General features: G+C 66.3%; 19 protein-coding genes. 11 read left to right on the top strand and 8 right to left on the bottom strand.

Features of this window, described 5'->3' with window-relative positions; genetic code table 11:
- Positions 1 to 17 precede the first annotated feature (17 nt).
- The 5 genes from aceE to ACODSM_RS13645 all read left to right on the top strand — a co-directional run bounded on the left by aceE (position 18) and on the right by ACODSM_RS13645 (position 8,202).
- Positions 18 to 2,726 (top strand): pyruvate dehydrogenase (acetyl-transferring), homodimeric type, encoded by a 2,709-nt coding sequence (gene aceE / locus ACODSM_RS13625; protein ID WP_488805631.1) that lies wholly within the window; start codon positions 18 to 20, stop codon positions 2,724 to 2,726.
- Positions 2,727 to 2,745: 19 nt separating this feature from the next.
- The gene (aceF, locus tag ACODSM_RS13630) at positions 2,746 to 4,437 is read left to right on the top strand and encodes a dihydrolipoyllysine-residue acetyltransferase (RefSeq protein WP_488805632.1); all 1,692 of its coding nucleotides are present in this window, start codon (positions 2,746 to 2,748) and stop codon (positions 4,435 to 4,437) included.
- 16 nt (positions 4,438 to 4,453) lie between these two features.
- Entirely contained in the window at positions 4,454 to 6,304 is a 1,851-nt protein-coding gene (gene lpdA / locus ACODSM_RS13635) for a dihydrolipoyl dehydrogenase (RefSeq protein ID WP_488805633.1), read from the top strand.
- A 48-nt stretch (positions 6,305 to 6,352) separates the two neighbouring features.
- Positions 6,353 to 6,562, top strand: a complete 210-nt coding sequence (locus tag ACODSM_RS13640) for a DUF3079 domain-containing protein (RefSeq protein ID WP_015014002.1) — start codon at positions 6,353 to 6,355, stop codon at positions 6,560 to 6,562.
- Between the two features lie 218 nt (positions 6,563 to 6,780).
- Positions 6,781 to 8,202, top strand: a complete 1,422-nt coding sequence (locus tag ACODSM_RS13645; protein ID WP_060987711.1) for an aspartate kinase — start codon at positions 6,781 to 6,783, stop codon at positions 8,200 to 8,202.
- Between the two features lie 114 nt (positions 8,203 to 8,316).
- Here ACODSM_RS13645 and ACODSM_RS13650 read toward each other — a convergent pair whose 3' ends face one another.
- The gene (locus ACODSM_RS13650) at positions 8,317 to 9,282 is read right to left on the bottom strand and encodes a DMT family transporter (protein WP_488805634.1); all 966 of its coding nucleotides are present in this window, start codon (positions 9,280 to 9,282) and stop codon (positions 8,317 to 8,319) included.
- Positions 9,283 to 9,431: 149 nt separating this feature from the next.
- On the opposite strand from ACODSM_RS13650, the gene ACODSM_RS13655 reads away from it, so the two are divergent.
- Entirely contained in the window at positions 9,432 to 10,337 is a 906-nt protein-coding gene (locus ACODSM_RS13655; protein ID WP_015014013.1) for a LysR substrate-binding domain-containing protein, read from the top strand.
- Positions 10,338 to 10,353: 16 nt separating this feature from the next.
- On the opposite strand, the gene ACODSM_RS13660 is transcribed toward ACODSM_RS13655, so the two are convergent.
- The gene (locus tag ACODSM_RS13660; protein WP_488805635.1) at positions 10,354 to 11,115 is read right to left on the bottom strand and encodes a DeoR/GlpR family DNA-binding transcription regulator; all 762 of its coding nucleotides are present in this window, start codon (positions 11,113 to 11,115) and stop codon (positions 10,354 to 10,356) included.
- Positions 11,116 to 11,282: 167 nt separating this feature from the next.
- On the opposite strand from ACODSM_RS13660, the gene ACODSM_RS13665 reads away from it, so the two are divergent.
- Positions 11,283 to 11,915 carry an NUDIX domain-containing protein gene (locus tag ACODSM_RS13665; protein WP_015014015.1) on the top strand — a complete coding sequence of 211 codons (633 nt, stop codon included), beginning with the start codon at positions 11,283 to 11,285 and terminating at the stop codon, positions 11,913 to 11,915.
- Between the two features lie 24 nt (positions 11,916 to 11,939).
- Here ACODSM_RS13665 and ACODSM_RS13670 read toward each other — a convergent pair whose 3' ends face one another.
- Positions 11,940 to 14,312, bottom strand: a complete 2,373-nt coding sequence (locus ACODSM_RS13670) for a penicillin acylase family protein (RefSeq protein ID WP_488805636.1) — start codon at positions 14,310 to 14,312, stop codon at positions 11,940 to 11,942.
- Between the two features lie 137 nt (positions 14,313 to 14,449).
- Here ACODSM_RS13670 and ACODSM_RS13675 point away from each other — a divergent pair, with 137 nt between their 5' ends.
- Both ACODSM_RS13675 and ACODSM_RS13680 read left to right on the top strand, forming a co-directional pair.
- A complete protein-coding gene (locus ACODSM_RS13675; protein WP_488805637.1) occupies positions 14,450 to 15,547 on the top strand; it encodes a GlxA family transcriptional regulator in 1,098 nt (365 codons plus the stop codon).
- 158 nt (positions 15,548 to 15,705) lie between these two features.
- Entirely contained in the window at positions 15,706 to 16,671 is a 966-nt protein-coding gene (locus ACODSM_RS13680; RefSeq protein ID WP_488805638.1) for a class I SAM-dependent methyltransferase, read from the top strand.
- 111 nt (positions 16,672 to 16,782) lie between these two features.
- Here the strand turns inward: ACODSM_RS13680 and ACODSM_RS13685 are convergent, their stop codons facing one another.
- Complete coding sequence (locus tag ACODSM_RS13685) at positions 16,783 to 17,286, bottom strand: flavodoxin family protein (RefSeq protein ID WP_488805639.1); 504 nt, start codon at positions 17,284 to 17,286, stop codon at positions 16,783 to 16,785.
- Positions 17,287 to 17,408: 122 nt separating this feature from the next.
- Here ACODSM_RS13685 and ACODSM_RS13690 point away from each other — a divergent pair, with 122 nt between their 5' ends.
- Positions 17,409 to 20,213, top strand: coding sequence for a PAS domain S-box protein (locus ACODSM_RS13690; protein ID WP_488805640.1), 2,805 nt, complete (start codon positions 17,409 to 17,411; stop codon positions 20,211 to 20,213).
- A gap of 31 nt (positions 20,214 to 20,244) precedes the next feature.
- Here the strand turns inward: ACODSM_RS13690 and ACODSM_RS13695 are convergent, their stop codons facing one another.
- Positions 20,245 to 20,760: an EVE domain-containing protein gene (locus ACODSM_RS13695; RefSeq protein ID WP_488805641.1), complete on the bottom strand. Its 516-nt coding sequence runs from the start codon at positions 20,758 to 20,760 to the stop codon at positions 20,245 to 20,247.
- A gap of 316 nt (positions 20,761 to 21,076) precedes the next feature.
- Here ACODSM_RS13695 and ACODSM_RS13700 point away from each other — a divergent pair, with 316 nt between their 5' ends.
- Positions 21,077 to 22,189, top strand: coding sequence for a DUF3592 domain-containing protein (locus ACODSM_RS13700; RefSeq protein WP_488805642.1), 1,113 nt, complete (start codon positions 21,077 to 21,079; stop codon positions 22,187 to 22,189).
- A gap of 25 nt (positions 22,190 to 22,214) precedes the next feature.
- Here ACODSM_RS13700 and alkB read toward each other — a convergent pair whose 3' ends face one another.
- The 3 genes from alkB to ada all read right to left on the bottom strand — a co-directional run bounded on the left by alkB (position 22,215) and on the right by ada (position 24,818).
- Complete coding sequence (gene alkB, locus ACODSM_RS13705) at positions 22,215 to 22,868, bottom strand: DNA oxidative demethylase AlkB (protein WP_209819602.1); 654 nt, start codon at positions 22,866 to 22,868, stop codon at positions 22,215 to 22,217.
- 64 nt (positions 22,869 to 22,932) lie between these two features.
- The gene (locus ACODSM_RS13710; RefSeq protein WP_488805643.1) at positions 22,933 to 23,688 is read right to left on the bottom strand and encodes a 2OG-Fe(II) oxygenase; all 756 of its coding nucleotides are present in this window, start codon (positions 23,686 to 23,688) and stop codon (positions 22,933 to 22,935) included.
- Positions 23,685 to 24,818, bottom strand: a complete 1,134-nt coding sequence (ada, locus tag ACODSM_RS13715) for a bifunctional DNA-binding transcriptional regulator/O6-methylguanine-DNA methyltransferase Ada (RefSeq protein WP_488805644.1) — start codon at positions 24,816 to 24,818, stop codon at positions 23,685 to 23,687. The genes ACODSM_RS13710 and ada overlap by 4 nt, the downstream gene beginning before the upstream one ends.
- Positions 24,819 to 24,984: the final 166 nt, after the last annotated feature.

Below are 24,984 nucleotides of genomic sequence, written 5' to 3' on the forward strand. Positions count from 1 at the left end.
CCTACAGGAGACAAAGCATGTCAGCTCAGCCCGACCCTCAGGCCGGTTTCGGCATCGGTTCCGACACCGACCAGCAAGAGACCCGTGAATGGATGGACGCGCTGTCCGCCGTCATCGACAAGGAGGGCCCGGAGCGCGCCCACTTCCTGTTGGAACAACTTCTTGAACACGCCCGCCAGAGCAGCATCGATCTGCCGTTCTCTGCGAACACGGGCTACGTCAACACCATCGAGCCTGAAAAAGAGGCCCACTGCCCCGGCAACATCGCCATCGAAAAGCGTCTGCGCGCCTACATGCGCTGGAACGCCATGGCCATGGTGGTGCGTGCCAACCGCCTGAACCCCGCCGATGGCGGCGACCTGGGCGGCCACATCGGTTCGTTTGCTTCGGTGGCCAGCATGTTTGGCGCCGGTTTCAACCATTTCTGGCATGCCGAGAGCGAAGGCCATGGCGGCGACCTGCTCTACATCCAGGGCCACAGCGCCCCCGGCATCTATGCCCGTGCCTACCTCGAAGGCCGCCTGACCGAAGAGCAACTCGACAGCTTCCGCCAGGAAGTGGACGGCAAGGGGCTGTCCAGCTACCCCCATCCCAAGCTGATGCCCGAGTTCTGGCAGTTCCCCACGGTGTCCATGGGGCTGGGCCCGCTGATGGCCATCTATCAGGCACGTTTCCTCAAATACCTGCATGCCCGTGGCATCGCCAACACCGAAAACCGCAAGGTCTGGGTGTTCTGCGGCGACGGTGAAATGGACGAGCCCGAATCCCTGGGCGCGATCGGCCTGGCCGCGCGTGAAAACCTCGACAACCTCGTGTTCGTCATCAACTGCAACCTGCAGCGTCTGGATGGCCCTGTGCGTGGCAACGGCAAGATCGTGCAAGAACTCGAAGGCGAGTTCCGTGGCGCGGGCTGGAACGTGATCAAGCTGCTGTGGGGCAATGGCTGGGACGAGCTGCTGCGCCGCGACAAGAGCGGCAAGCTCAAGCAGCTGATGATGGAAACGCTCGACGGCGACTACCAGGCCATGAAGGCCAATGACGGCGCTTTTGTCCGCAAGAACTTCTTCGGCAAGTACCCCGAAACCCTCAAGCTCGTCGAGCACATGACCGACGAAGAGGTGTTTGAGCTGCGCCGTGGCGGCCATGAGCCCGCCAAGGTGTACGCTGCCTTCCACGCCGCCAACGAGCACAAGAACCAGCCCACCGTGCTGCTGGTCAAGACCGTCAAGGGCTATGGCATGGGCAAGGCCGGTGAAGGCAAGAACACCGTGCACCAGACCAAGAAGCTGTCGGACGAAGACATCAAGTACATCCGCGACCGCTTCAACATCCCGATCCCTGACAGCCAGCTGGCCGAGATCCCGTACTACAAGCCTGCCGACGACACGCCGGAAATGCAGTACCTGCACGAGCGTCGAAAGGCCCTGGGCGGCTACCTGCCGCACCGCCGCGTAAAGGCTGACGAGAGCTTTACCGTGCCCGCGCTGGACACCTTCAAGGCCATCCTCGAGCCCACGGCCGAAGGCCGCGAAATCTCCACCACGCAAGCCTACGTGCGCTTCATCACGCAACTGCTGCGCGACCAGGCCCTGGGCCCGCGCGTGGTGCCCATCCTGGTGGACGAGGCGCGTACCTTCGGCATGGAAGGTCTGTTCCGCCAGATCGGCATCTACAACCCCAAGGGCCAGATGTACACCCCGGTCGACCGCGACCAGGTGATGTACTACAAGGAAGACAAGGCCGGCCAGATCTTGCAGGAAGGCATCAACGAAGCCGGCGGCATGGCCAGCTGGATTGCTGCCGCCACCAGCTACAGCACCAACAACCGCATCATGGTGCCGTTCTACGTGTACTACTCCATGTTCGGCTTCCAGCGCATTGGCGACCTGGCCTGGGCGGCGGGTGACATGCAGGCGCGTGGCTTCCTCTTGGGCGGCACTTCGGGCCGTACCACGCTGAACGGTGAAGGTCTGCAGCACGAAGATGGTCATAGCCACATCCTGGCCAACACCATCCCCAACTGCGTGAGCTACGACCCCACCTTTGCCCACGAAGTCGCAGTGATCATGCACCGTGGCCTCAAGCGGATGGTCGAGCAGCAAGAGAACGTCTTTTACTACATCACGCTGCTTAACGAGAACTACAGCATGCCGGGCCTCACGGCGGGTACCGAAGAGCAGATTATCAAGGGCATGTACCTGTGCAAGCCCGGCGCCGAAGGCGACAAGCGCGTGCAGCTGCTGGGCTCCGGCACCATCTTGCGCGAGTCACTGGCCGCGCAAACGCTGCTGGCTGCCGACTGGGGCGTGCAGGCTGACGTGTGGAGCTGCCCGAGCTTCAACGAGCTCACCCGCGAAGGCCAGGACGTGGACCGCTGGAACCTGCTGCACCCGTTGGAAACACCACGCGTGCCGTTCGTGGCGCAGCAGCTGGGCACCAGCACCGGCCCTGTGGTCGCATCCACCGACTACATGAAGGCCTATGCCGAGCAGATCCGTCCCTTTGTGCCCAAGGGCCGCAATTACAAGGTGCTGGGCACCGACGGCTTTGGCCGCAGCGACTTCCGCAGCAAGCTGCGCGAGCACTTCGAGGTGAACCGCCACTACATCGTCGTGGCCGCCCTCAAGGCACTGAGCGAAGACGGCGTGCTGCCCGTCACTAAGGTGGCCGAGGCGATTGCCAAGTACGGCATCAATGCTGACAAGATCAACCCGCTCTACGCATAAAACGAACGGAGACAGAACAATGGCATTGGTCAACATTCAAGTCCCGGACATCGGGGACTTCGACGAAGTGGGCGTGATCGAGTTGCTGGTCAAGGTGGGCGACACCGTGAAGGCCGAGCAGTCGCTCATCACCGTCGAATCCGACAAGGCGTCGATGGAGATCCCCTCCAGCCACGCAGGCGTGGTCAAGGAACTCAAGATTGCGCTGGGCGACAAGGTCAAGCAGGGCTCTGTGATTGCTGTGGTGGAGTCCGCTGAGGCAGGCGCTGCGGCAGCTCCGGCCGCTGCACCGGCTCCTGCCGCAGCTGCTCCCGCGCCCGCCCCAGTGCCGGCACCAGCACCGGCGGCTCCTGCTGCTGCCCCAGCGGCTGCTGGCCCGGTCGAAGTGCGCGTGCCCGACATCGGCGACTTCAAGGACGTGGCCGTCATCGAGATGCTGGTCAAGGTCGGCGACACCATCAAGGTCGAGCAATCCTTGTTCACCGTCGAATCCGACAAGGCCTCCATGGAGATCCCATCGCCCGCCGCGGGCGTGCTCAAGGAACTCAAGGTCAAGATTGGTGACACCGTCAATATCGGTGATCTGGTCGCTGTGCTCGAAGGCGCTGCCGCCGCAGCGGCCCCGGCCCAGGCCGCAGCTCCCGCACCCGTTGCGGCCGCTGCACCGGCACCTGTGCCCGTGGCCGCCCCTGCTGTGGCTACCGCCGCAGCACCTGCCGCTGCCACAGCCTCGGTGCCTGTCCCAGCCCACCAGCCCGGCACCCCCACCGCAGGCCTGCCCCACGCATCGCCTTCGGTGCGCAAGTTCGCCCGCGAATTGGGTGTGCCCATCGACGAAGTCAAGGGCACCGGCCCCAAGGGCCGCATCACCCAGGACGACGTGGCCGCCTTCACCAAGCAGGTGATGGCAGGCGCCGTGCAGACCAAGGCCCAGGCCGCCAAGGCGCCCGCTGCGGCATCCGGCGGCTCTGGCGTGGGTCTGGACCTGCTGCCCTGGCCCAAGGTGGACTTCACCAAGTTCGGCCCCGTCGAGCGCAAGGACCTCTCGCGCATCAAGAAGATCAGCGGCGCCAACCTGCACCGCAACTGGGTTGTCATCCCGCACGTCACCAACCATGACGACGCGGACATCACCGACCTGGAAGCCTTCCGCGTGCAGTTCAACAAGGAGAACGAGAAGAGTGGTGTCAAGGTCACCATGCTCGCCTTCATGATCAAGGCCGCCGTGGCCGCGCTCAAGAAGTTCCCCGAGTTCAACAGCTCGCTCGACGGCGACCAACTGGTGCTGAAGAACTACTTCCACATCGGCTTTGCGGCCGACACGCCCAACGGCCTCGTTGTGCCTGTCATCCGTGACGCCGACAAGAAGGGCATCGTCCAGATCTCGCAAGAGATGGGTGACCTGGCCAAGAAGGCGCGCGACGGCAAGCTCGGCCCGGCCGATATGACCGGTGGCTGCTTCTCCATCAGCTCGCTGGGTGGCATTGGTGGCCGTTACTTCACGCCCATCATCAACGCCCCTGAAGTCGCCATCATGGGCGTGTGCAAGAGCAGCCTGGAGCCCAAGTGGGACGGCAAGCAGTTCGCTCCACGCCTCATGCTGCCGCTGAGCCTGAGCTGGGACCACCGCGTGATCGACGGTGCTGCCGCCGCACGCTTCAACGTGTACTTTGCCTCGCTGCTGGCGGACTTCCGCCGCATCGTGATGTAACGCGAGGGCAACACACATGGCAATCATCGACATCAAGGTGCCCGACATCGGCGACTTCGCCGAAGTGGCCATCATCGAAGTGCTGGTCAAGCCCGGCGACACCATCAAGGCCGAGCAGAGCCTGATCACCGTGGAGTCCGACAAGGCCTCCATGGAGATCCCCTCCAGCCATGCTGGGGTTGTGAAGGAACTCAAGGTCAAGCTCGGGGACAAGGTCGCCGAAGGCTCGGTGGTGCTGACGCTGGAAGTGCAGGGCGCAGGCGCGGCAGCGCCGGCACCTGCTGCGGCCCCAGCGCCTGCCGCTTCTGAGCAAAAAGCGGCTCCAGCGCCTGTGCCGCAAGCGCAAGCAGCTATCAATCCGGTAGCATCCAGCTTTGCAGGCTCCGCCGATCTGGACTGCGACGTGCTCGTGCTCGGAGGCGGCCCCGGCGGCTATAGCGCAGCCTTCCGCGCGGCCGACCTGGGCCTCAAGGTCGTCATCGTCGAGCGCTACGCCACCTTGGGCGGCGTGTGCCTTAACGTGGGCTGCATCCCGTCCAAGGCGCTGCTGCACGTGGCAGCCGTCATGGACGAAGTCAGCCACATGGCCGACTTGGGCGTGGACTTTGGCGCCCCCGCCGTCAACATCGACAAGCTGCGCGGCCACAAGGAAAAGGTCATCGGCAAGCTCACCGGTGGCTTGGCCGCCATGGCCAAGATGCGCAAGGTGACCACCGTGCGTGGCTACGGTGCTTTTGTCGGCGCCAACCATCTCGAAGTGGAAGAAACCACCGGCACCGGCCAGGAGAAGACGGGCACCAAGAAGGTCATCGCCTTCAAGAAGGCTATCATCGCCGCCGGCAGCCAGGCCGTGCGCCTGCCCTTCATGCCCAACGACCCGCGCGTGGTCGATTCCACCGGCGCCCTGGCGCTCAAGGAAGTCCCCAAGCGCATGCTGATTCTGGGCGGCGGCATCATCGGCCTGGAAATGGGCACCGTCTACAGCACCCTGGGCGCACGCCTGGACGTGGTGGAAATGATGGATGGCCTGATGCAGGGCGCTGACCGCGACCTCGTCAAGATCTGGCAGAAGATGAATGCCAAGCGCTTCGACAACATCATGTTGAAGACGAAAACCGTCGGCGCCGAGGCCACACCCGAAGGCATCAAGGTCACGTTCGCGCCAGCGGAAGAGGGCGGCACCGCCCCCGAGCCACAGGTGTACGACCTGGTGCTGCAGGCCGTGGGCCGCACGCCCAACGGCAAGAAGATCGCTGCCGAAAAGGCAGGCGTGGCGGTGACGGACCGTGGCTTCATCAACGTCGACATCCAGATGCGCACCAACGTGCCGCACATCTTTGCCATCGGCGACATCGTGGGCCAACCCATGTTGGCGCACAAGGCGGTGCACGAGGCACACGTGGCGGCTGAAGTCATCGCTGGTGAACTGCAGGGCAACAGGGAGCTGGCAGCCGCCGCCTTCAACGCCCGCGTGATTCCGAGCGTTGCCTACACCGACCCCGAAGTGGCCTGGGTGGGCCTGACGGAAGACCAGGCCAAGGCCCAAGGCATCAAGGTCAAGAAGGGCCTGTTCCCCTGGACGGCCTCCGGCCGCGCCATTGCCAACGGCCGCGACGAAGGCGTGACCAAGCTGCTGTTCGACGACTCGCCCGAGGCCCATGGCCACGGCAAGATCCTGGGCGGCGGCATGGTGGGCACGCATGCGGGCGACATGATTGGCGAGATCGCTCTGGCGATTGAAATGGGCGCGGACGCTGTGGACATCGGCAAGACCATCCACCCGCACCCCACGCTGGGCGAGAGCATCGGTATGGCGGCGGAGATTGCGCATGGCAGCTGCACGGATGTGCCGCCGCAGAAGAAGTGATCTGACGATCCGAGCGAAGGCAGCAGTCGCAACCGCCTGAGCGCCGCCATGGCAGCAGCCAAAAGGTTCCCCCAAGCCCCCGCCCATCCGGAGCGGGTGTGCTGGGGGTGCGATCGTTACTGCCCAGCCAATGCCATGCGCTGCGGCAATGGCTCTGACCGCACCCAGCACCCTTCAGAGCTGTTTGGCGAGGACTGGGACCAATGGGGCCTGTGCGCCGAAGAGGCTGCCGCAGCGCCTCCCGAGCCACTCTCGTAAACGCCGCCACGTCCCCAGTCTGGTGATGGATCGGCGCCTGGGGCCTGCGTCTGCTTCGCAGGTCCACGCTATTCGAGCGCTGACGGCACCTGTATCAAGATGGCCTGCGTCAAAGTGCCCCGGTAAAAGTCGTGGAAAATAGAGGGTTTCCTGCCGCTGAGCCCCTTGGCAGAGCACCCGTCCAGCTTTCCAACCTTTTTGCTCCCCTGAGCCTGTCCATGCAAGACGTTCAAAACTCCAAGATCTCTGTCGAGAAGATCGGCGGCACCTCGATGACCGCCTTTGGCGATGTGTTGCGCCACATCGTGCTGCACGACCCCAAGCGCATTAACGGCCGGATTTACGTGGTGTCCGCCTATTCGGGCGTGACGAACCAGCTGCTGGAGCACAAGAAGACGGGCGAGCGCGGCATCTATGCCCTGTTTGCCGAAGGCAAGGGTTACCAGGATGCTTTGACGCAACTGGCTGCCAGCCTTAAAAAGCTCAACGCAGGCTATGCCGACCTGGGCCTGCCGCTGGATGTGGCCGATGCCTTTATTGACCAGCGCATTGCCCAGGCACGCGAATATCTGAACGCCATGCAGCACGTGCTGGCCAGCGGCTATTTGAGCCGCAAGGACGTGTTGCTCGCGGCGCGCGAAGTGCTGGCCTCGATTGGCGAGTCGCACAGCGCGTTCAACTCTGTCGAGATCCTCAAGGCCAATGGCGTCAATGCCCTGCTGATGGACCTGGCCGGTTTTGACGACAACGAAGCCTGGACGATTGACGAGCGCATTGCCAACAGCTTCAAGGGCCTGGACCTGAGCGACAAGGTGGTGGTGGCCACGGGCTACACCAAGGGCACCGAAGGCATCATGCGCGAGTTTGACCGGGGCTACTCCGAGGTCACCTTCAGCAAGATCGCCGTGGAAGTGCGCCCCGCCGAGGCCGTGATCCACAAGGAATTCCACCTGTCGTCCGCCGACCCCAACCTGGTGGGCCTGGAAAACGCCATCGTGGTGGGCGCCACCAACTACGACGTGGCCGACCAGCTGGCCGACGTGGGCATGGAAGCCATCCACCCCAAGGCCGCCAAGCCCATGGAACTGGCCGGCATCCCGATCCGCCTGAAGAACACGTTTGAGCCCGACCACCCCGGCACGCTCATCACCAAGGATTTTGTGGGCGAGCGCGCGCGCGTGGAGATTGTCACGGGCACCGACAAGGTCACGCTGATCGAAATCCACGACCCCAGCATGGTGGGTACCGTGGGCTTTGATGCGGGCCTGATGAACGTGTTCTGCAAGCACGATGTGAGCTACATCCTCAAGGCGACCAACGCCAACTCCATCGCCCATCTGGTGTGGGACAACCAGGTCACACCCGAGCTGGTGGCCGAGCTGCAGAAGGACTACCAGGTCGTGACGATCAAGCCCAGCGCCATCGTGTGCACCATTGGCTCCAACATCGGCATCCCTGGCGTGCTGGCCAAGGCCGCGCAGGCGCTGGCCGATGCGCGGGTCAACGTGAATTGCGTGTCCCAGACACTGCGCCAGGTGAACATGCAGTTCGTGATCGAACGCGAGGACTATAAGACTGCGATCAAGGCGCTGAACATGGCGCTGTGTGTGAACTCGGGTGCGCCCATTCCGCGTGCCTGAACAGGTTTTCGCCTTCGGCTCAAAGCCCGCTCCGTGCGGGCTTTTTTGCGTCCACGTCTGGTATCGGGCGCTGGAGCGCAGTGGATCGGCAGATCGTGGGAGACGAGTGCTGTACTACTTTTTGTAGAGCAGAAAAGTCCTGTCCATCAACCCCATGGAGCCCGGCAGTATGCTGATTTTGCTGATCAACATCACCCCCGCGAGCACCAGCGCCGCACCACCCATCTGCCACCAGGTCAACGGTTCATCCAGCAGCCAGACACCAAAAAAGATCGTCAGGATAGGCCCCAGAGTGCCGATCAGCGCGGTCTTGGAGGCGCCGATGCGGCGGATGGCGGCCGAGGTCATGAACACCGGCAACACCGTGGAGAACACGGCCATGCCCAGCGCATGCAGGTAGACCGGCGCGGGCTGCACCAGCGCACCCGCAGGCTGCGACACCACAAAATGCAGCAGTGTGGCGCCCGTGGAGACCAGCATCGCCAGCGCCGTGAAGCGCGCCGCGCCCATGCGGCGTATGGCGGGCTCGCTGCCTGCCTGGTAGAACGCATACGACACGGCCGAGCCAAACACAAACCCTGCGCCCACCAACACGGCGTGCGAATCGCCCGCCACATGCAGGTCGTGCGCAAAGGCCAAGCCAATGCCCGCGTAGGACAACAACAGCGCACCCAGCTCCCGGCGAGAGGCCCGCTTGCCCATGAACAGCACACCGATCACGATGGTGAGCGTGGGGTAGGTGAAGAGGATCAGCCGCTCCAGGCTGGCGGTGATGTACTGCAGGCCGATGAAGTCGAGAATGCTCGCGCCGTAGTAGCCCAGCAGGCCCAGTGCCACGATGGCCAGCCAGTCGCGCCCCGCCAGCGGGGCCAGGTTGCGGCTGGCGCGCCAGCCCACCCAGGCGAACACGGGCACCGAAAACGCCATGCGCAGGCACAGCAGGGTGACGGAATCCACCGGTGCCGCCTGGGGCACGGCATAGGCCAGCTTCACAAAGATGGCTTTGAACGAGAAACCCAGCGCCGCGAGGATGGCGAGGGCGAGACCAAGGCGTTCGGAAGACCAGTTTTTCCAGGGCATGGAGTAGGTTTGCGCGTTTCGTGCGGTTTGGCCGAACGATTTGCATACTTTGTATCGGGAAGGCTGGCATCCTGCCTTTAAATGCTGCAAGGCACAATTGCTGATCCAGCAACCATGCGTTCGTTAATGACGAACGCCAGGGGCCCGCTTTGAACTACGACCTCACCGACCTGCGCCTGTTTGTCGCCATTGCCGAAGAGCGCAACCTCACACGCGGCGCCGCGCGTGCCTACCTGGCGCCGTCGTCGGCCAGCCACCGGCTGCGGCGGCTGGAGGAGGCGCTGAACACCTCGCTGTTTGAGCGCCAGACGCGCGGCGTGGCGCTGACCCGCGCGGGCGAGGCCCTGCTGCGCAACGCCCGCCAGGTGCTGGCCAGCATCGAGCAAATGCATGCCAACCTCTCCCCCTTTGCCACCGGCATTCGCGGCCATGTGAGCCTGTGGGCCAACACGCATGCCACCCACACCTTTTTGCCGGATGACCTGGCGGGCTTTCTCAAGCGGCACCCCCATGTCAGCGTGAGCCTGGAAGAGCGCACCAGCGCCGAAATTGTGGTGGCCGTGGCCAGCGGCGAGATCGAGGTGGGCGTGCTGGCAGACAGTGGCACAGGCGCTGGGGTCGAGCTGTCGCCGTACCGGCAGGACCGCCTGGTGCTCATCGTGCCCGCAGGCCATGCGCTGGCGGCGTGCGGCCGGGTGGGCTTTGCCGAGGTGCTGGACCAGGCCTTTGTGATGCTGCACGCGGGCTCGGCCATCCACACCTTCACGACCAATGCCGCCGCCGCGCTGGGGCGGCATCTGGATGTGCGCATTCAGGTGCGCAGCTTTGAAGCCGTGTGCCGCATGGTGGGCGCGGGCGTGGGTATCGGCCTGGTGCCCCGGGGCGCGGCCTTGCAGGTGGCGGGCCTGAGCGAGCCGCCGGTGCTGGTGGAGCTGGACGAACCGTGGGCGCAGCGCGACTTGCAAATCTGCGTGCGCAAGGGCGCGGTGCTGACGGGCTTTGCCGCAGCCCTGGTCGCGCACCTGCGCCAGGGCGCGGGCACCGCTACTGCCTGATTGCCTGATTGCAGGATCAGCCTGCAGCAATCTCTACCTTGGCCCCACCGGCCTGCAGCTTTTTGCGCAGCGCCTGGGGCGTGGCGGCAGGCACCACCAATGCGGCAAGTTCGCGCAAGGGTGCCACGCTGAACGGCGATGCTGTGCCCAGCTTGTCAAGCGAAGCCAGCACCACCGTCTCTGCCGCCCGCTGGTGCAGGGCGCGCTTGACAGCGGCTTCCTCAAAGTCTCCCGTGGTCAGGCCAGCCTGGGCATGCACGCCGGTCACACCCATCAGGTACAGGTCGGCCCGCAACTGGGCGGCGGCCTCGACCACGCTGGCGCCCACATTCACCATGGAGTGGCGGAACAAGCGCCCGCCCAGCATCAGCACCTCCACCTGCGCATGCCCCGCCAGCGCCACCGCCACGGTGGGGCTGTGCGTGACCACGGTGGCGCGCAAGTCCAGCGGCAGGTGCTGCACCACCTGCAGCGATGTGGTGCCCCCGTCCAGGATCACCACCTGGCCGGGCAGCACCAGCGCGGCCCCGGTGCGGCCCAGGGCGCGTTTGTCTTCGGGGGCCAGCTGCTCACGCACTTGCAGACTGCCCACAGCGGCCGAGGCGGGCAGGGCGCCGCCATGCACACGCTGCAAGCGGCCCTCATCTGCCAGCTCGCGCAGGTCGCGCCGCACGGTGTCTTCCGAGATGCCCAGCTCCTCGCTGAAGGCTTTGGCCACGATCTGGCCGTCCTGCTGAAGTCGAGCGAGCAGGAGCTGTTTGCGTTGGGTGGTCAGCATGAAGGGTTAAATCCGGTGATTGCACGAATTTGCATGTTTGTGCATGATATTGCGCAAATCAATCTTGTCAAAACCATGCGCTTACCACCAGACCCCACTGCCTTCCCGCAGGCGCCCGCCGTGTGTCGCCACCCAAGCCAGCCAAGCCAGCCAAAAGGGAGCCTCGCATGAGCCGCCCCGTGCCCGATGTCCCCATCGCCGAGCTGAACGCCCGCACCGAGCATGTGAAGCTGCTGGACGTCCAGGTGCTCTCCGATAACTGGTATGTGCTGCGCAAGGTCACCTGCTCGCTGCGCAGGCGCGATGGCCAATGGCAGACGATGAGCCGCGAGGCTTATGACCGGGGCAATGGTGCCGCACTGCTGTTGTTCGACCCGCGTCGCAGCACCGTGGTGCTGACGCGCCAGTTCCGGCTGCCCGCCTTTCTCAACGGTTGCGCTGACGGCCTGCTGATCGAGACCTGCGCGGGCCTGCTCGACGGTGACGACCCCGAAACCTGCATCCGCCGCGAGGCCGAGGAAGAAACCGGCTACCGCGTGCGCCAGCCGTGCAAGGTGTTCGAGGCCTACATGAGCCCTGGCTCGGTGACGGAAAAGCTGCACTTTTTCGTGGCCGAATACGAACCCGGCGACCGCATCCGCAGCGGCGGCGGCCTGGAGGGAGAGGGCGAGGACATCGAGGTGATCGAGATGCCGCTGGCCGACGCCCTGGCCGGCATTGCCAACGGCACGATCCAGGACGGCAAGACCATCATGCTGCTGCAGCATGTGGCCTTGCACCTGCGAGGCACCGCCCTGTAAAAAAGGCGCAGTGCTCGCAGGCGCTCAAGGCCGTACCAGCCGCAGCGGCTCGCCCACGCGCGCCTTCACCACATCGTCGCGGTGGAAGGGCAGGGTGTGCCAGCGCTTGGCCGAGAACTCGCGCATCTGGTCGTTGGCGTGGGGCGACGCGGGGTTGGTGGACTGGCCATAGGTCAGGATGGCCTGGGCCACTGGGCCCCTGGCGTCGAAGGTCACGGTCTGCACATAGCTGGTGCCGTAGTCGATGCGCAAGCCTGCCTTGTTGATGGGCGCGGGCTCCTGGCGGCCCAGGTTGTTGAGCACGCCTTCAAACTCCTCGCCGCCGTGCAGTGCAATCGCTTCTTCGGTAGTGGCGGGGCGCTGCACGCTGCCCAGCGTGGCGTCGAGCGTGTAGCCGCTGGTGCGGGTGGCCTTGACGGCTCCGTCCAGCGCCTCCCACACCTTGGCGGCGGTGGCGGCGTCCTCCATCTTCAGGCCTGCAGGGGTGGCCACGGGCTGTTGCGCATCGAAGGGCACGCTGTGCACGCCGGGGATGTTGCGCCCGGTGCGCCAGAACTCGCGGAACACATGGGCGCCGCGTGCATCGATGTTGTTGCGGCGGTCCCAGCCTTTCAGGGCCGCGCAGCCGTCGCGCGACTCGGCCGTGGGCGCCTTGTCGCAGGCGGCCAGCAGGTCGGGCACCACCACTTGTGCCATGAAGTTGCGGTTCTCGAACAACTGGCCCTGGATGGCCTGCAGCGTGACCTTGCCGCGGCTGAGCATTTCAGGAATCTCTGCCAGACCGGCGCGGGTGCGTGGCCGGGTCAGGCTGGCGTCGCCCACCAGGGGCGAGATGCCGTCAAACTTCTGGCCGGGGTGGGTGTAGACAAAGCTGTCGTTGCTGTTATGCACCCAGTCTGTGCGGAAGGCCACCGGCATGCGGCCGATGGGGATGAGTCCCGGCACGGGTGATGCGCTGTCGCGGCGCCAGTCGCACTCGGCGCGTGATCCGTTCAGCACCACCAGGCCGGCTGCAGCGCGCAGTGCGGCGGCGGGCTGGCTGGGGGCGCAACGGGCGAGTTGGGCTGCGTCCACATCGGGCACCACGCTCACGTCGGCATACATGGCCTGGCCGCTGCGGTCGGCCGCGAGCGTGTTCACCCAGGGCAGGCCCAGGTTGGCGTGGGCCTTGTGCAGGTCTTGCACCGAGCGGGCACGCGCAAAGGCCAGGGCCGCGTCCATCATGCGGGTGTTGCCGGTGTTGGCGTCGCGCAGGGCGTAGGCGGTCTTGGCGTTCCAGGTCAGGCCCGCGCGGGGCACCACCACCAGCGGGCCCCAGCGGGTGGACCACACGGTGTGCTCCCGCATCTGCAGCTTGCCATCCGGGCTGGGGACCTGGGCGCTGATCTTGCGGGCGGTCATCTTCTCAGGCTTGCCGTCCACCAGGTAGGTGGTGGGGTCGCCTTCGGCCAGCGTCACTTCGTAGAACGTAAAGCGCTTGCCGGTGGACACCGTGTGCGACCAGGCCACGTCCTTGTTGAAGCCGATGGAGACCATCGGGTAGGTGCCGATGCCCACGCCCATCACGTCCATCTGGCCGGGAATGGTGAGGTGCATTTCATAGAAGCGGTTGGGGCCGCTCCACGGGAAGTGCGGGTTGCCCAGCAGCATGCCGCTGCCGTTGGCCGTCACGTCCTTACCAAAGGCCCAGGCGTTGGAGCCCAGGGGCGAGTCGAGCAGGCCCACGTCGCGCAACGCCTGCGCGGCATCGGCCAGGTTCACGTCAGCGGAGGGCGCCTGCGCGGCCTTGGCGGCGGGTGGCTGGGCGCCCAGCATGCCATCGGCCAGTGCGGCAATACCGGCCTGCACGGCCACCACCTCGGCCATGCGGCGGTACTGGGCCAGGGTCATGGGCTGCACCCAGGGCTTGCCGCTGCAGGCCTCGGGCAGGGTGGCGGCGTTGTCGGCCAAGAAGCGGTTGTAGCCCGCCACATAGCCACGCGCCAGTGCCTGCGTTTCGGCGCTGGTCTGGGCCCAGGCGCGCTCCAGCATGGCGTCGTCCATGTGGGCGGCCATGAACAGGTCGATCTGCGCGTTGGGGATGTAGCGGCGGCCCAGCAGCCCGATGGTCTGCGCGCCGAAGGTGCTGCTGCGCTGGCCGCGTGCTGTGACGAGCTGGTCTACCGTCATGCAGACGTTGTCTTGCGCGTAGGCGTACGCCACGCCGTAGGCCAGGGATTCGGGGTCGTTCGCGGTTATGTGCGGAATGCCGTAGGTGGTGCGCTCGATGGTCACGCTGCGGTCTGTGCCTGCAGCGCCTGGCTGGCCGGCGCAGCCCGCCAGAAAGAGGGCGGTGCAGGCCGCTGCCAGGGTGGTCAGGGCCATTGAAAGGCTGCGGTGGGTTGAGGGTTCGTGCATGGGTGGGTGTCTCCGTTTGTGTGGGCCCGCAACGCAGGCAATGGCTGCGGGGCGCTGTCGTCGCATGGTCATGCTACTGCCCGGTAACACTGTCAAGCGGTGGCGGTTTGGCCACAAAGGGTGGCAAGATCGCCACCATGTCCACTGCCAAAACTGCACTGCCGTCCTGCCTGAACGTGGGCATCCTCTGGGGGCACGGCAGCATTGCAAGCACCGCCGCCGCTGCAGTGGACGCCCTGCGCGCCATGAACATGCTGGCGGCGATGCGCCCCGGGGGCGCGCAGCCTGTGGTGCGCTGGTTCTGGCTGCGCATGCCGCAGGAGCGCGATGCCACACCGCCGCCGGTGCCCGGCGCAGACCTGGGCCCTGAGGCACTGGATGTGGTCGTCATCCCCGGCTGGCTGGTCCCCACCGGGCCGCAATTGCGAGAGATCAGTCAACGCTACAGCCAGCACTTTGGCGCCATGCTGCGGGGCCACCTGCAGCGGGGCGGGCTGGTGGCAGCGCTGTTCAACGGGTCCAGCCTGCTGGCGCACTGTGGCCTGCTGGCGGGGCGCAAGGCGGCGTTGCCCTGGGTGTTTGCGCCGTCCATCGTGCTGCAGTCCAGCGAGAGCGGCGCCAAGACGGCCGATGTGGCGGAAGTGATCTGGCAGCGGGAGCGAACCTGGCAGCGCGATGGCGCCCTGTGGACCACGGCCTCGCTGCAAGACACCCTGGCGGCGATGCTGGACCTGCTGGCCCAGACACCGGCGGCCGAGCTGGCGCAGGCCGCATCGCACGCGCTGCTGTTCGACCCCCAGCGCCAGCTGACCGCCACCACCGCCATGGAAACCCCCACTGGCCACCCCCTGGCTGCGGGCGCGCTGGAGCAGGCGCGGCGTTGGCTGCAGGACCACCGCAACGAGCCCTACAGCGTGCAGGCCACGGCCCGCGCCGCCGCCACCAGCCCGCGCACCTTGCTGCGCTGGTTTGCCCAGGTGCATGGGGAAACACCGCAGGACTACCTGCACCGGCTGCGCATGGCCCAGGCCCAGGCGCTGCTGCAGACCACTTACCTGACGGTGGACGATGTGGCGCAGCAATGCGGCTACAACGACACGGGCAGTTTTCGCAAGGTGTTCACCCGCGTGGCGGGGGTGACGCCAGGGGCCTACCGCCAGCGCTTCAAGCTGCGCACTTCGCGCAAGCAGTGGCTGGGGCGGCAGGGGCTGTCTGGCGACGATGGGCCGGTGTAGGCAGGCCGATGGCATTCGCTGTCGCTGGCGGGTGTTTGCGCCAGCGCTGGCGGTGATAATGCTGCATTGCTATTGAATCAATAGCTGCTCAGGCATGATGGACTAGCGCTTGGTGCCGTTTTGATTCTCAAACTGTTTTTTTGCCGCCATTCTTCTCCATGCAAGCCCTGCTCGACGCCATTGCCGCCATGCCCCTGCCCACCGACGCCCAGCGCGTCTTCCACGGCCGGGGTGGGGCGTTTCCGGGCTGCGAGCAGTGGGTGCTGGACGCGTACTCGCCGGTGCTGGTGCTGACCAGCTTTGCGCCAGCCAGCGAAGCCGAACTGGAGACCATTGGCGCTGCGCTGCAGGTGCGCTGGTCTCAAATTGCACCTGCGGGCGAGCCGCTGAACTGGGTGTTCCAGCATCGGGGCGAGGCCCTGCGCATTGAAGGGCGCAGCGAAACGCGCCTGATGGCCGGTGCTGTGCCCGACCCCCATGTGGTCACTGAAGCGGGCCTGCGCTACCGCGTGCATGTGCTGCGCGGCCAGAACCACGGCCTGTTCCTGGACATGGCCGCGGGCCGCCGCTGGGTGCACGACTACGCCGCCGCGCGCAGCCAGGACCGCTACGGGCTCAAGGTGCTGAACCTGTTTGCGTACACCTGTGCGTTTTCGGTAGTGGCGCTGCAGGCTGGCGCCAAACAGGTGGTCAATGTGGACATGAGCCAAGGCGCCATCGGTATCGGGCAGCAGAACCACCAGCTCAACGGCATCACCTCGGGCGCCACCTTTCTGCCGCACGACATCTTCAGCAGCTGGGGCAAGATCAACCGCAGTGGGCCCTACGGCCTGGTCATCGTGGACCCGCCCAGCTACCAGAAAGGCAGCTTTGTCGCCACCAAGGACTACGCCCGCCTGACGCGCCGCCTGCCCGACCTGCTGGCCCCTGGCGGCCACGCGCTGCTGTGCCTCAATGCGCCCGAACTGGGTCTGGCCTTTTTGCAGGACCAGATGCAGGAGCTGGCGCCTGATCTGCGGTTTGTGGAGCGTGTGGCCAATCCACCTGTGTTTGCCGATGTGGATCCGCAGCGCGCGCTGAAGGTGCTGGTGTACCAAGCGCCTGAACTGGCGGCGGCAGCCTAAGAGCGGCTGACAAAACTCAGCGAAGCGGTTCTGGCAAGGCGCTGTGTCGCAGGCAGTACGAGCAGTACGACAAGACACAGCAACGGCGCTAGAAGAGTCTTGTCAGCCGCTCTAAAACACCCCCATCCCCAGTCCCGCCGCCATGGCCTCTCCCAGCGCGCGGCAGCGCTCCAGGTCGGCCGGGCCAATCTGCTTGGGGGCCAGGATGGCCTCGGGCGTTTGCGCGTGGGTGCAGACGATCAGCGGGTCTGCCACAGGCCGCAGGCGCCAGCCGGTGGCAATGCGTGCGATCTGGCGTGTTGCGTTGGTGCCGTCGCTGCCAGCGCAGACCAGGCTGGCATAGGGGCGGCCGTTGAGCTGGTCGAGTGCGCCGTAGTAGGTGCGGTCAAAAAAGTCCTTGAGCAGCCCGCTGACAGCCGCTAGGTTTTCAGGCGTGGCAAACAGGTAGCCATCGGCCGCCAGCACATCGGCTACCTGGGCCTCGGGTGCAGGCAAGAGCCTTACTGCCACCCCGCTGTCAGCCGCCTGGGCGCCAGCAAAGGCGGCCTCCACCATCTGGCGGGTGCCGCCGGTGTGGGAGTGGTAGACGATCAGCAGGGTTTTGGTGGCGTGCATGGCGCCAGCATAGAGGACATGCATGCGGGTTTCTCCCCGCGCTGCTTTGCGCCACACTGCGTATGCGGCGCAGGGTTCGCTGACAGAATGGAGGCGTTCTGCATCCTGCACTTCCCGATTCCATGCGTCTGACTTCCTCCGTGTCCCGCTGGCTGCACACCACGCGAGCGCGCCTGACCCTGCTGTTTGGCGGCACTGCAGTGGCTACCGGCCTGGCGGTGGGCTTGCTGGCCGACGAGTTGTTGACGCGCCAGCTCACGGACCTCAGCGGGCAGTCGCTCATGAACTCCAGCCAGCCGATTGCGCTGGCACTGGCCCAGGGCATGCAAGAGCGGGAGCGCGAGATTTCGCTGCTGAGCCACCTGCCCATGCTGACCCAGGGGTCGGGTTACGACCCGCAACTGCAGGCCCACCTGGAGCAGATCCGGCAGTCCTATCCGTTCTATTCATGGATCGGTGTGACCGACACCCAGGGCGTGGTACAGGTGGCGACGGGCAACCTGCTGCAGGGCCAGGATGTGTCCCAGCGGCCCTGGTTTGGCGCGGGCAGCCAGGGCCCCTACGTGGGCGATGCGCACGACGCGGTGCTGCTGGACAAGCTGCTGCGCGCGCCGGGCAGCCAGGTGCCATTGCGCTTCATGGACTATGCCTCGCCGGTGCGTGGTCAGGACTCGGCCTTCAAGGGCGTCATTGCGGCCCATGTGAACTGGGCCTGGGTGCAGGACATCATCCAGCGCGCCAGCCCGGCCTCGCCCTTGGCGAGTGGGCTGGAGGTCATGCTGGTCAACAAGGACGGCGTGATCAACACCGAAGGTGCGGTGGATCAGCCCCGTGCGTCCTTGCCCATCCTGCCGGAGCCCGGCGCTTTCCGCGTGATGTCGTGGGGCGGTGCGTCCCCGCAGCCGTACCTGACTGCGGTGGTGTCGGTGCGTGCGCAGACCGCCACCGACCTGGGCTGGCTGCTGGTCACGCGGCAGCCGCTGGAGATGGCCCTGCAGCCCATCAGCCGTCTGCACACCCTGCTGGCGCTGTTGCTGGGGCTGATGGCGGCGCTCCTGGCCGGGCTGGCGTACTGGGTGGCACGGCGATTCAGCCAGCCGCTGGAGCGCCTGGCCCAGGCCGCCCAAGAGGTGCAAGCCACTGGGCAACTGGCTGCACTCCACGTCGATGTGAAGACGCTGGAGTTTCAGCACCTGCGTTCGGCCCTGGAGAACATGGCGCAAGGCCTGCTGGAGGGGCGTGCCGCGCTGCAAAGCGCCAATGCCGAGCTGGAGCAGCGCGTGGCCGAGCGCACGCAGGCCCTGCACCAGAGCGAGCAGCGGTACCTCTCCATCCTGGAGGACCAGACCGAGATGATTTGCCGGTTTGACGCCGGCAACCGCATGACCTTTGTGAACGAGGCGTTCTGCCGGCTGTTCCACCTGCGCCGCGACGAGGTCGTGGGCCAGGTGTGGGCGCCTATCGTGCATCCGGACGACCTGCCCATGGTCACGCGGGCGCTGCAGGGTGTCAGCCCCGCCCAGCCCGTGGTGGTGGTGGAAAACCGCGTGGTGGCGGGCGATGGCGCTATCCGCTGGTGCCAATTCAGCAACCGGGCCCTGTATGACGACGACGGCCAGTTGGTGGAGTGGCAGTCGGTAGGGCGTGACGTGACCGAGCGCCGCCAGCTCGAAGCCGAGCTGGCACAGGCCTCCGAGCGGTTCCAGGACCTGTATGACCACGCCCCCTGCGGGTACTACGCGCTCGACCGCCAAGGCAAGTACGTGCACCTGAACCTGCTGACCCTGCAATGGCTGGGCCTGCCGCGCGAGGAGGTGATTGGCAAGCTGGGGCCGGCCGACTTTTTTGACGACGAAGGCAAGGCACTGTTCAACGCGTGTTTCCCGGTGTTCTTGCAGAACGGCAAGATCGGGCCGCTGGAGTTCAACCTGTGCGGCCGGGGCGGTGAGCAGCGCCGGGTGAGCGTGTCGTCCACCGCCATCCTCAATGCGCAGGGCGACTACGTGATGAGCCGCTCCATCATGTACGACGTGAGCGAGCTGCACGCCGCGCGCCAGCAACTGCACACGTTGAACCTGGAGCAGCAGGCAATGCTGGACAACGACCTGATCGGCATTGCCAAGGTCAAGGACCGCGTCATCGTCTGGCGCAACCCTGCGCTGGAACGCATCTTTGGTTATGCGCCCGGCACGCTGCAGGGGCGCACAACCGAAGAGATGTACGTGGACCAGGAAGACTTTCTGGCCTTTGGCCGCGACGCCTATGCGGTGCTGGCCTCCGGCCAGCACTATCGGCAGCAGCGCCGCATGCGCAAGGTGACGGGCGAGATCGTGTGGATCGACGTCAACGGGGTGTTGCTGGAGGGGCGGGGCGAGTCGCTGTGGCTCATGCAGGACATCACGGCCATGAAGCAGTACCAGGAGCAGGTGGAGCACATCGCGTTCCATGATGCGCTCACCCACTTGCCCAATCGGCTGCTGCTGGCCGACCGCATGACCCAGGCCTTTGCGCTGAGCGACCGCACCCAGACCCAGGCAGCGGTGTGTTATTTCGACCTCAACGGCTTCAAGCCCATCAATGACCGCTACGGGCACGACATGGGCGACGAGGTCCTCAAGATCACTGGCCGCCGCCTGCTGGAGCAGGTGCGGGGCAACGACACGGCCGCCCGCATCGGGGGGGATGAATTTGTGCTGGTGCTCACCGCCGTGAAGGACCCGGCCGAGGTGGACCAGGCGCTGAGCCGGGTGATGGCGGCCATTGAACAACCCATTGACCTGGGCGGGGGCCGCGTGGTCCGTGTGTCAGCAGCCGTGGGGACGGCGCTTTACCCCCTCGACGGCACCACGAGCTTCGAGCTGCTGCGTGCGGCGGACCAGGCCATGTACGCCGACAAGGGGCATGTGTCGGCCGAGCGCAGCTTGTGACCCTTCCTGGGCCCCACTGCACCAATACCTTTCAGTCGCCCTGCATCAGCACCCCAGTGATGTAGTCCCACTCAGACGCCTCCACCGGCGTGATCGAAAGGCGGCTGCCCTTTTGCAGCACCCGCATGTCCGCCAGTGCCGGGTGGGCGCGCAGCTCGGCCAGGCTGATCAGCCGCGTCTTGCGAACGGCCTGCACGTCCAGCAACAGCCAGCGAGGGTTGTCTGCCGGGGACTTGGGATCGTGGTAAGGCGATGCGGGGTCGAACTGGGTGGGGTCGGCGCGGGTGCCGCTGGCCACGCGGGCCAGGCCGGCAATGCCGGGCTCGGGGCAGCTGGAGTGGTAGAACAGCACGCCGTCACCCACCTGCATCGCATCGCGCATGAAGTTGCGGGCCTGGTAGTTGCGCACGCCGGTCCAGGGCACAGTCGCGCCGGGCGCGGCCAGAGCGTCGTCGATAGAGCACTCGTCCGGCTCGGACTTCATGAGCCAGAACTGTGCGGGCCGAGCGCTGGGGGCGATGCTGGAGGGGGAAGGGGCAGTGACCATGCACGCATTCTGTCAAAGATGGAGCGGGTGATGGAAGGTGGCGGCGGGTCTGGAGGCGCTGCTGACGGATGATGTTTGCTATACAAGTGATAGCTATTTGGGCATGTTCGACTAGCGCTTGTGGCCCAAAACACCACAAAAGACCCGTAAGCCCATCGCATGGGGCCCGCCACCCGCACAGGCAGATTGCGCAGTGCTGGAGCGCGCCGCAGAATCTGGCATGGCGAGGTTCGTAGCCTCCGTCTGCCGGCAGGTAGCCACTCACTCGGCATTCTCAGCCCGCCAGTTGGCAGCCTTTTCTTACGCCCGTTCATTCATGGCCAGACACTCATCCACACCCGCCGCGCAACGTACCCCCAGCTCGGTTGCAGGCAAGACCCAGCGCGCCGGCGGCTGGCTGCTGGGCCTGTTTGCCCTGCCATTTGCAGCCGTGGGCGTGGGCATGCTGCTGCTCAGCGTGCTGCCTACGTTGTACGACTGGGCGCGCATGCAGTGGTGGCAACCAGTTCCGGCCACGTTGGAGGCGGCACGCCTGGAGACCAGCCGCAGCAGCAAATCCAGCTCCTACACCGTCAAGGCCAGCTACCGCTACCAGGTAGCGGGGCGTGAGTACCAGGGGGACCGCGTCGCGGTCAGTGGTGGGGGTGACAACGTGGGCGATTTTCAGGAAGCGCTGGGTGCGCGGCTGGAACAGGCGTTGCGCGATGGCGCGCCGGTCCAGGTGTGGGTCAGTCCGTCCGACCCGACGGAGGCCGTCATTGACCGCAGCCTGCGGCCCGGCCTCCTGGCCCTGAAGATGGTGTTCGTGGTGGTGTTTGGCGGCGTGGGCGTCGGTCTGCTGGTGCATGTGCTGCGCCCCACCCGCGCCGCGCAGGGCAGTGCGGGCAGCAGCAGCCAGCCCCTGACGGCGGGCATGCCCGGGCGGGTGGAGCGCATACCCGGCGGGGTGGCCATGTACTTTCCGGCCGGCCGGTGGTGGGGACTCAAGCTGGCGCTGGCAGTGATGGGGGCCGTGTTTCTGACGGTCGGGGCGCTGGTGCCCTGGGAGCAGGAGTCCTCGGGCGAGGTCGGGCCGTGGCTGTTCCGCCTGCTGTTTGGCGGTGTGGGCGGTTTGGTGCTGCTGGGCAGCTTCTACGCCCTGGCCAACAGCCTGCGTGTGCAGCTGGACCACAACGGCCTGCGCACCGAGCGGCGTCTGCTGGGCCTGATGCTGCGCTGGCACCAGGTGCCCCCGCACGACATTGCCCGGCTGCGGGTGGTGGAGAGCTACACGGTGGAGAGCAACAGCAAACGCGACGTTTACTACCGCATCACAGCCGAGCTGCGGGGCGGGCGGCAGCTCACCATCGCCCAGGATCTGAAGGGGCGTGCCCAGGCCGACAAGCTGCTGGCGTCTATTGGCGGCTGGACCGGCTACGCCACGCGTTGAGTCGAGCAGAGTCGCCGAGACGACCTCAACCGGCCTTTCTGAAGGTGAGGTTGATGCGGTGCGCACCCGTCAACGGGTGGTGCGCCTCGGGCAGGGGCAGCACGCCATGAAAGCGCAAGCGCGCCGGTCCGCCCCACACCACCACATCGCCGTGCAGCAGCGCGATGCGGCGGGTCTTGTCCGCCCGCTGCGCGCCGCCCCACAGAAACATCGCCGGAACGCCCAGCGACACGGACACGATGGGATGGGCGTAGTTGCCTTCGTCACGGTCCTGGTGCAGTGACAGGCGCGCGCCGGGGGCATAGCGGTTGATGAGGCAGGCGTCGGGCGCAAAACCGGCGAAGCCAGCCGTTTCAGCTGCTTCGCGCGCGAGTTGGCGAAACAGCAGCGGCATGGTCGGCCAGCTCTGGCCGGTCTGCGGGTCGATGGGGTCATAGCGGTAGCCGCTGCGGTCACTTACCCAGCCCAACGCGCCGCAGTTGGTCATGGCTACCGACATGGTCAGGCCTCCGGGGGTCACCAGATGTCTGAAGGGCGCCTGGGCGGTGATCTGCTGCACCGCAGCCAGTAAGTCCGTCGCCTGGGCCAGCGCAAAGCCGCGCAGCACCACGGCGCCGGGCTCCAGCACCTCGGGTGGCCCGGCAGGCTGGGGTGGGTCGTCGAACAGGCTGGCGGTCATGGCATGGGTCATTGTGGGCGAGTGTGCTGCCTGCAAGGGCACTGCGGGCACTGCGGGCGCAGCGTCACTCAGCATCATGAAAGATGATGCCCAGCGTGTGCCGCTGCCCGCTGCGCAGGCGGCTCACGCCATGGCGCATCTGCACGCGGTACGGCCCGCGCGTGCCCTGCACGGGGCGGTGGTGCACGGCAAACACCACGGCGTCGCCGCGCGATAGCGGCACCACCTCGGCCCGCGACTGCATACGCGGGCGCTGTTCGGTCAGCACGAACTCGCCGCCGGAGAAGTCGCGCCCCGGCTCCGACAGCAGGATGGCCACCTGCAGCGGAAATACATGCGCGCCATACAGATCCTGGTGCAGGCAGTTGTAGTCGCCCGCAGCGTACTGCAGCAACAGCGGGGTGGGGCGCACTTGGCCTGCCGCGTGGCAACGGGCGATGAAGTCGGCATGCTGCGCGGGGTAGCGCACGTCGATGCCCATCGCGGCGTTCCATTGGTTGGCGATGGGGGCCAGATGCGGGTACAGCGCCTCGCGCAGACCTGCCACAAGATCGGGCAAAGGGTAGCTGAAGTACCGGTATTCACCCTGGCCAAAGCCATGGCGCTGCATCACCACGCGGCTGCGAAACGTGCCCTCTGGCGCGTGCCCGTACATCCGGGCCAGCGCTGCGCATTCGGTGGCGTCCAGCAGTTGGTGCAGCACGGCATTGCCATGCTGGTGCAGGGCGTCGGTGGTGCTTTGCCAATCGATAGCGGCCGCGCGTTGGTGCCACGCGTCGTCCGCTGGCGTGCCGGGTGCTGAAAGAGCCGCCAAGCTCATGCCACCTTCTCCGCCGGCAGCGGGGCCGCCTCTACGTCGGACTCGCGCGCCAGCAGGGCACGTTTGCGATCCACGCCCCAGCGGTAGCCCGACAGCGCGCCATCGCTCTTCACCACCCGGTGGCAGGGAATGGCCACGGCCAACCCATTGGCCGCGCAGGCCTGGGCCACGGCCCGCACAGCCTTGGGGCTGCCGATGCGCTGCGCCACCTCGGCGTAGCTGGCCGTCTGCCCGGCCGGAATGGCCTGCAGCACCCGCCACACCCGCTGCTGGAACGCGGTGCCGCGCACATCCAGCGGCAGGTTCAGCCCCAGGCCGGGCGCCTCGACAAACGCCACCACCTGCGCCACCAGGGCTTCAAACGCGGCGTCGCCGCCGATCAGGCGGGCCTGCGCAAACCGGTCCTGCAGCTCGCGCAGCAGCGCATCGGGGTCGTCGCCCAGCAAGATCGCGCAGATGCCCCGGTCGCTCTGCGCCACCAGAATCGCGCCCAGCGAGCATTGGCCGATGGCAAAGCGGATGTCTTGCGACGCACCCCGCGCACGGTACTGGCTGGGCCGCATGCCCAGCACCTGGGCCGACTGTTCGTAAAACCGGCTGCTGGACTGGTAGCCCGCGCCATAGATCGCGTCCGTCACCGAGTCCGTGGTCGGGCTGTCGAGCGCACTGCGCAGCCGTTGCGCACGCTGGGCCACTGCATAGGCCTTGGGGGTGAGGCCCGTGGCCTGCTTGAAGATGCGGTGCAGGTGCGAGGCGCTCAGGCCGACGCGCGCTGCCAGTGCATCGAGCGTGGGGGCGTCTCCGGGTGCGGCGCTTTCGATGATGCGGCAGGCCTCGGTCACAAGGGCCGCGTGGTGCGACAGCGCGGTGGCCTGGCGCGGCTTGCAGCGCTGGCAGGGGCGAAACCCGGCGCGCTCCGCATCGTCGCAACTGGCATGGAACAGCACGTTCTCCGGCCGGGGTGTGCGCGACGCGCAGCTGGGGCGGCAGTACACGCCCGTGGTCTGCACCGAGTACCAGAACGTTCCATCGGCCCCAGTGCTGCGCGCCACCACCGCCGCCCAGCGCGGGTCGGCCTGGGTGGCGGCGGCCTGCGCGGCTTTGGTGTTGGGGCGGTGGCGGGTGGGCATGGGGGCGCTGTGGGGCAGAAGGGTGGACACGTTCATCATGGTGCACGGCTCACGAGGTGGGTTGCAATGCCATGCACTCTAGGGACGGAGGCTGTGGGGCGCACTCCGAAGCTTGCTTTTGAATTCTGCGCTTTTGCGCAAGGTTCCCCGCACGGATGAGTGTGCT

This window comes from Acidovorax sp. FG42 (assembly GCF_057809195.1).

Excerpts from the sequence above, each read along its gene's own strand:
- ACODSM_RS13660 (WP_488805635.1), bottom strand. The coding sequence starts at position 11,115 with ATGCTGACCACCCAACGCAAACAGCTCCTGCTCGCTCGACTTCAGCAG.
- ACODSM_RS13685 (WP_488805639.1), bottom strand. The coding sequence starts at position 17,286 with ATGCACGCCACCAAAACCCTGCTGATCGTCTACCACTCCCACACCGGC.
- alkB (WP_209819602.1), bottom strand. The coding sequence starts at position 22,868 with ATGACCGCCAGCCTGTTCGACGACCCACCCCAGCCTGCCGGGCCACCC.
- ACODSM_RS13700 (WP_488805642.1), top strand. The coding sequence starts at position 21,077 with ATGGCCAGACACTCATCCACACCCGCCGCGCAACGTACCCCCAGCTCG.
- ACODSM_RS13680 (WP_488805638.1), top strand. The coding sequence starts at position 15,706 with ATGCAAGCCCTGCTCGACGCCATTGCCGCCATGCCCCTGCCCACCGAC.
- ACODSM_RS13665 (WP_015014015.1), top strand. The coding sequence starts at position 11,283 with ATGAGCCGCCCCGTGCCCGATGTCCCCATCGCCGAGCTGAACGCCCGC.
- ACODSM_RS13650 (WP_488805634.1), bottom strand. The coding sequence starts at position 9,282 with ATGCCCTGGAAAAACTGGTCTTCCGAACGCCTTGGTCTCGCCCTCGCC.
- ACODSM_RS13695 (WP_488805641.1), bottom strand. The coding sequence starts at position 20,760 with ATGGTCACTGCCCCTTCCCCCTCCAGCATCGCCCCCAGCGCTCGGCCC.
- ACODSM_RS13690 (WP_488805640.1), top strand. The coding sequence starts at position 17,409 with ATGCGTCTGACTTCCTCCGTGTCCCGCTGGCTGCACACCACGCGAGCG.
- lpdA (WP_488805633.1), top strand. The coding sequence starts at position 4,454 with ATGGCAATCATCGACATCAAGGTGCCCGACATCGGCGACTTCGCCGAA.
- ACODSM_RS13640 (WP_015014002.1), top strand. The coding sequence starts at position 6,353 with ATGGCAGCAGCCAAAAGGTTCCCCCAAGCCCCCGCCCATCCGGAGCGG.
- ACODSM_RS13710 (WP_488805643.1), bottom strand. The coding sequence starts at position 23,688 with ATGAGCTTGGCGGCTCTTTCAGCACCCGGCACGCCAGCGGACGACGCG.
- ACODSM_RS13675 (WP_488805637.1), top strand. The coding sequence starts at position 14,450 with ATGTCCACTGCCAAAACTGCACTGCCGTCCTGCCTGAACGTGGGCATC.
- aceE (WP_488805631.1), top strand. The coding sequence starts at position 18 with ATGTCAGCTCAGCCCGACCCTCAGGCCGGTTTCGGCATCGGTTCCGAC.
- ACODSM_RS13670 (WP_488805636.1), bottom strand. The coding sequence starts at position 14,312 with ATGCACGAACCCTCAACCCACCGCAGCCTTTCAATGGCCCTGACCACC.
- ACODSM_RS13645 (WP_060987711.1), top strand. The coding sequence starts at position 6,781 with ATGCAAGACGTTCAAAACTCCAAGATCTCTGTCGAGAAGATCGGCGGC.
- ada (WP_488805644.1), bottom strand. The coding sequence starts at position 24,818 with ATGCCCACCCGCCACCGCCCCAACACCAAAGCCGCGCAGGCCGCCGCC.
- aceF (WP_488805632.1), top strand. The coding sequence starts at position 2,746 with ATGGCATTGGTCAACATTCAAGTCCCGGACATCGGGGACTTCGACGAA.